This is a genomic window from Methylocystis suflitae (genome assembly GCF_024448135.1).
In the GTDB taxonomy this organism is placed as follows: domain Bacteria; phylum Pseudomonadota; class Alphaproteobacteria; order Rhizobiales; family Beijerinckiaceae; genus Methylocystis; species Methylocystis suflitae.
In genome coordinates, this window is sequence record NZ_JAMRYX010000185.1 from 1 (window position 1) to 5,831 (window position 5,831).

At 56.7% G+C, this 5,831-nt stretch carries 2 protein-coding genes and 2 pseudogenes; 3 read left to right on the forward strand and 1 reads right to left on the reverse strand.

The features are described 5' to 3' along the window. The 3 genes and pseudogenes from NEI07_RS14260 to NEI07_RS19755 form a co-directional block, all read left to right on the forward strand. Positions 1-3,843, forward strand: a 3,843-nt coding sequence (locus NEI07_RS14260) for a response regulator (protein WP_256035418.1), incomplete at its 5' end; no start/stop codon positions are given. Continuing rightward, positions 3,827-5,299 carry a response regulator gene (locus NEI07_RS14265; RefSeq protein ID WP_256035419.1) on the forward strand — a complete coding sequence of 491 codons (1,473 nt, stop codon included), beginning with the start codon at positions 3,827-3,829 and terminating at the stop codon, positions 5,297-5,299. The genes NEI07_RS14260 and NEI07_RS14265, both read left to right, overlap by 17 nt. Then, a pseudogene (locus tag NEI07_RS19755) lies at positions 5,293-5,430 on the forward strand (Mu transposase domain-containing protein); the annotation flags it as partial. The gene NEI07_RS14265 and the pseudogene NEI07_RS19755, both read left to right, overlap by 7 nt. On the opposite strand, the pseudogene NEI07_RS14270 reads toward NEI07_RS19755, so the two are convergent. Beyond that, a pseudogene (locus NEI07_RS14270) lies at positions 5,418-5,702 on the reverse strand (ISKra4-like element ISMet1 family transposase); the annotation flags it as partial. The pseudogenes NEI07_RS19755 and NEI07_RS14270 sit on opposite strands and share 13 nt — an antisense overlap. Positions 5,703-5,831: the final 129 nt, after the last annotated feature.

Genomic DNA, 5,831 nt, shown 5'->3' on the forward strand with positions numbered 1-5,831 from the left:
GTAACGCGTGTTGCACGCGAGGTCGGCACGGAGGGCAAGCTCGGCGGACAGGCTCAAGTGCCGGGCGTCGCAGGCACATGGAAGGATCTTACTGACAACGTCAATTTCATGGCCGGCAATTTGACGGCTCAGGTACGAAACATCGCCGAGGTGGCGACGGCGATTGCAGATGGCGACCTTTCGAAAAAAATTACCGTCGATGTGCGCGGCGAAATCCTTTTGCTCAAGGAGACGCTGAACACGATGGTGGATCAGTTGAACGCCTTCGCGGGCGAGGTCACGCGCGTCGCGCGCGAGGTCGGCACGGACGGACGTCTCGGCGGTCAGGCTGTCGTGCCAGGCGTGGGCGGCACTTGGAAGGACCTGACCGAAAACGTGAACTTATTGGCCGCCAACCTGACTACGCAGGTTCGCAATATCGCGGAGGTGACGACTGCGGTCGCCCGCGGCGACTTGAGCCGGAAAATCACCGTTGACGTAAAAGGCGAGATTCTGCAGCTCAAGGAAACCATCAACACGATGGTCGACCAGTTGAACGCCTTCGCCTCAGAAGTAACGCGCGTTGCGCGTGAGGTCGGCACTGAAGGCAAGCTCGGCGGTCAGGCTCAGGTGCCGGGCGTCGCAGGCACATGGAAGGACCTAACCGACACGGTGAATGTGATGGCCGCAAACCTGACCGAGCAGGTGCGCGGAATCGTCAAAGTCGTAACCGCGGTCGCCGAAGGGGATCTCAGTCAAAGTCTCACCGTGAAGTCGAAAGGCGAAGTCGCAGCGCTGGCGGACACCATCAATAATATGACGCGAACTCTCGCGACTTTCGCCGATCAGGTGACGACAGTGGCGCGTGAGGTGGGCGTTGAGGGCCGGCTCGGCGGCCAGGCGAATGTGCCGGGAGCGGCCGGCACATGGAAGGACCTGACCGGTAACGTGAATCTGCTTGCAGCGAATCTCACGACGCAGGTGAGATCAATCGCTGACGTCGCGACCGCGGTGACAAAGGGCGATCTTACCCGACTCATCCAAGTCGATGCGCGCGGAGAGGTCGCAGAGCTTAAAGACAATATCAATACAATGATCGACAATCTCAGGCTCACGACGGATCGAAATACCGAACAAGACTGGCTAAAAACCAATCTTGCCAAGTTCACGGCCATGCTGCAGGGACAGCGTGATCTGAGCCTGGTGGGCCGTTTGTTGCTGTCCGAGCTTGCGCCGCTCGTCGGCGCGCAACAGGGCGTCATCTATCAGATGCAGGTCGGCGATGATCCGCCGATTCTTAGTCTGCTCTCCGCCTACGCTGATGACCGAGAAAGGAGCCACCAGCTCCGCCTTAGTATGGGCGAAGGACTGGTGGGCCAATGCGCGACTGACAAACGGCGAATCCTGATCAATGACCTGCCGGCCGAAGTGGTTCCCATACGGTCGGCGCTGTTTAGTTCCGCGCCCCGCAATATCGTCGTGCTCCCGGTATTGTTCGAAGGGCAGGTCAAAGCGGTGATTGAACTCGCCACCGTCGGTGAGTTCAGCGAGCTGCAGACGATGTTCCTCGAGCAACTCACGGCGTCGATTGGCATTGTTCTCAACTCGATTGAAGCGACGATGCAGACGGAAGCGCTGTTGGGGCAATCGCAGCAACTCGCCGCCGAGCTCCAGGTCCAGCAGAGTGAACTACAAAAAACTAATGAACAGCTTGAGCTGAAAGCGCAGCAAGTGGCCGAGCGAAACGTCGAGGTCGAGCGAAAGAATGATGAGCTGGAGCAAGCGCGCCGGGCCCTTGAAGAAAAAGCCGCCGAGTTGGCGCTCACCTCCAGATACAAATCCGAGTTCCTCGCGAATATGAGCCATGAGCTCCGCACGCCGCTGAATTCAATTCTGATTCTCGGCCAGCAGCTCAGCGAGAACCCCCAGGGGAATTTGACCGAGAGACAGGTAGAATTCGCACGAACGATCCATGGCGCAGGCACGGACCTGCTAAACTTGATTTCCGACATTCTAGACTTATCAAAAATCGAATCTGGCACGGTCACGGTCGACGCGGAAGAGCTCGACTTCAAGAGTCTCATTGACCGCGTTGCGCGGCCGTTCCGGCATGAGGCGGAGAATCGCGGCTTATCATTCGAGGTCAACGTCAACGCCAACGTTGGCCGCAGTATCGTCACCGATTCCAAGCGACTTCAACAAATTATGAAAAACCTTTTGTCTAATGCCTTCAAGTTTACCCAGTCGGGCGGGGTTTGGTTCGATGTGCGAGCAGCGACGGAAGGCTGGAGCGCGCAACACCCTTCGCTCTCGCAAGCGCAGCGTGTTGTTGCGTTCAGCGTCCGCGACACTGGAATCGGCATACCTCAAGAGAAGCAGCCCATCATCTTCGAGGCATTCCAACAGGCTGACGCTTCAACGAGCCGTCGATTTGGCGGCACCGGGCTTGGTCTTGCCATTAGCCGGGAGCTTGCAACTCTTTTGGGGGGTGAAATTCACTTGCGGTCAACCCCGGGAGAAGGCTCCACATTCACGCTTTATTTGCCGAACGCCTATGCTGGCGCGGGCGCGTCGCGACCCCTCAATCGACCACCGTCGGCGCAAATGCCACAAGCAACGATTGGCAGCAGTTTCAGCATCGCGCCACAAAAAGATGATCGCGAAATTATTGCTGAGGACGACGGCGTCTTGCTGATCATAGAGGACGACCCCGATTATCGACGCATCCTCGCCGACCTTGCGCGTGACAAGGGCCTCAAAGTCATCATGGCCGCAACAGGCGCCGAGGCGGTAGCTTTGGCCCGCGCCTTCAAGCCCACGGCGATTTCACTTGATGTTTATCTGCCCGACCTGTCCGGTTGGACAGTGCTCTCACGACTCAAGCAGGATCCTGCATTGCGTCACATTCCGGTGCAGATGCTGACGATAGATCACGACCGTAGGCAAGGACTGGCGCGCGGGGCCTATAGCTTTATTTCCAAGCCAGTTACAGCAAGCGAGCTAAGTTCGGCTATCGAGCGTATTGTCGATTTTTCGAAGCCACGCCGACGGCGACTGCTCTTGGTCGAGGACAGCGTAGCCGAACAATCAGCGATTCGCGCCCTGCTTGAAGATGATGACGTGGAGATCGTCGTGGCTCAGTCAGGCCAAGAAGCCTTGCAGGCGTTAAGCAGCCAGAATTGGGACTGTGTTGTGCTCGATCTAGGCCTCCCGGATATGTCCGGTTTGGACGTCCTTCAGCAACTCAATGGGGAAGACGCAAGCGCTACCGTTCCGTGTGTGATCTTCACGGGGAAGAAACTATCCGCTGAGGAAGATGCGCGATTGCATACGATGGCGCAAGGCATAGTGGTCAAGGACGTTGAGTCTCCCGAGCGTCTTTTAGACGAAACGGCGCTTTTCTTGCATCGGGTGATCGCCGATCTACCCGCTGAAAAGCAACTTATGTTGGAGCGACTTCATAGGTCGGACGAAGACATGTCCGGTCGGACGATTTTGCTTGTCGACGATGACGCTCGAAACCTTTTCGCACTGTCGAGCTTACTCGAACGCCGTGGCATTAATGTCATTACAGCTGACAGTGGCAGCGAGGCGATCGACCTCCTTGAGAAAAACAACTCGATCTCGCTCGTGCTGATGGATATCATGATGCCCGGCATGGACGGCTTTCAAACGATCAAGGCGCTGCGCGCGAATCCGCGGTGCGAACACCTTCCAATTATCGCGCTGACCGCAAAGGCTATGAACGAGGACCGGGAGAAATGTCTTGAAGCTGGCGCGTCGGACTATCTAGCCAAACCCGTAAACACAGAGCAGCTCTTGTCTGCGTTACGCTTGTGGTTCGCCGATGAAGGACACCTCTAATTCTCCTGACCGAGATAAGGTCAATATCCTCCTGGTCGATGATCAGCCGGCGAAGTTGCTGAGCTACGAACTCGTTCTGCATGAGCTGGGCCACAATTTGCTGAAGGCGAATTCCGCGACAGATGCGCTTAGGCTTCTTCTCGACAATCAAGTGGCCGTTATCTTGATTGACGTTTGCATGCCAGATCTCGATGGTTTCGAGCTTGCGCAAATGGTCAGAGACCATCCCCGTTTCGCCGACATTGCTATCATATTCGTCTCCGCAATAAACGTAACAGAGATGGATAGCCTGAGAGGTTATGAGCTTGGGGGCGTCGACTATGTCTCGGTGCCTGTAGTGCCAAATATTCTGCGCGCAAAGGTTCGGGTCTTCGTTGATCTCTATATCAAGACGCGAGCGTTGGCCCGCATCAACAGCGAGCTTGAACAGCGAGTGGCGGAGCGCACGGCGGAGCTCGAAGCGGCGATTGCGCGTCAAGAGTTGCTGGCGCACGAAGTAGATCATCGCGCGCGCAATGCGCTTGCGGTAATTCAATCGATAGTGGCGTTAACGCCGGCCGACGATAGTCTCTATTTCGCTGATGCTGTAAGAGGCCGCATTCACGCCATGGCCACGGCGCACAATTTGCTCTCGGAAAGCCGCTGGAGAGGCGCCGATTTGCTTAGTCTAGTGAGAGAAGAACTCGCTCCATACGATCAAAGCAGCGTCAAGATTGCAGGGGAAGCAGTTTCGATCGCGCCATCAATAGCGCAGAGTCTGGCGCTTGCGCTTCACGAGTTGGCGACGAATGCCGCGAAATATGGCGCGCTAAAGAATTCTGAAGGCACCCTTTCCGTCGATTGGCGGCTGAACGACGAGCACCTGGAACTGAAGTGGTGCGAAGAGGGCGGCGCGGACGTCAACCCGCCGTCTCGCGCGGGTTTTGGCTCCAAGGTCATCGAAACAAGCATCACAGGTCAACTACGAGGCCAAATTGAGCGTGAGTGGACAACGAATGGTCTGGTTTGCGCAATCCGCATTCCGAGCGAGCACTTCCTAGCGCCTGAACCCAATAGTAGGTCTTCCGAAGATCAGCGACACCATCGCCCTACCAACAGGCAAATCATTCGCGGACGCAGTATCCTCGTGCTGGAAGATGAAGCGCTAGTCGCCATGATGACATGCCGGATCATCGAAGAACTCGGTGCCCGCGCGATAGGTCCTTTTGGTAAGATGGAGGAAGCACGGGAGGCTCTGTCCGAGGGTCTCGATGCAGCGGTGCTTGATATAAATCTCGACGGCGAACTGGTTTATGATTTGGCGGCGGAAATAAGAAATCGCGGCAAACCAATCATCTTCGTCACGGGTTATCATGTCGGAGCCATCGTGCAAGATTTCAGCGATGTTCCAGTGCTGACAAAGCCGATAGAACCAGAGGACCTCGCCGCAGCATTGGCGGAGGCGCTCGCGAAGTAGCGCCTTACGACGCCTGTCACAAGGTCGCGACACGCGCGTCGATGGCTCTGGTGCGCTACCGCAACAATGACTATTCGGTTCCGACGCGCTACGGCCATCAAGAGGTGCTGACGAAGGGCTATGTCGATCGGGAGTGGGAAAAAGCTGGGGGGTCAGGCGAGAGATTGAAGGCACCAGCTTTCAAGCGTCCGTCGATCACAGCGGCTCTCGCTTGAAGCACGCGTTGCGCGCCGCGCGGCGACCAGCGCATCTGCTGCAGCTTGTTCATGCGCGCGTTGACCAGGGCGTTGACCGCGGACTCTGCTCGCGAGCTCGAAATCGGCAGACCCTTCCAATAGCGCTGACAATAATTGATTACGGAAGCCTGGTTCAATCTTAGGTATGTCGCCAACTCGTCGATGAGCGCCAGAAATCGTTTCATTTTTGCTTTGATCTCGTGGGTATGTTCGGAGACAGCGCTGCGAACCCAATAGCTCATCGGCCTGAGCGCGTCGCGGGTCTCGTTAACGTAGCCGCTCCATAGGAGGTGACG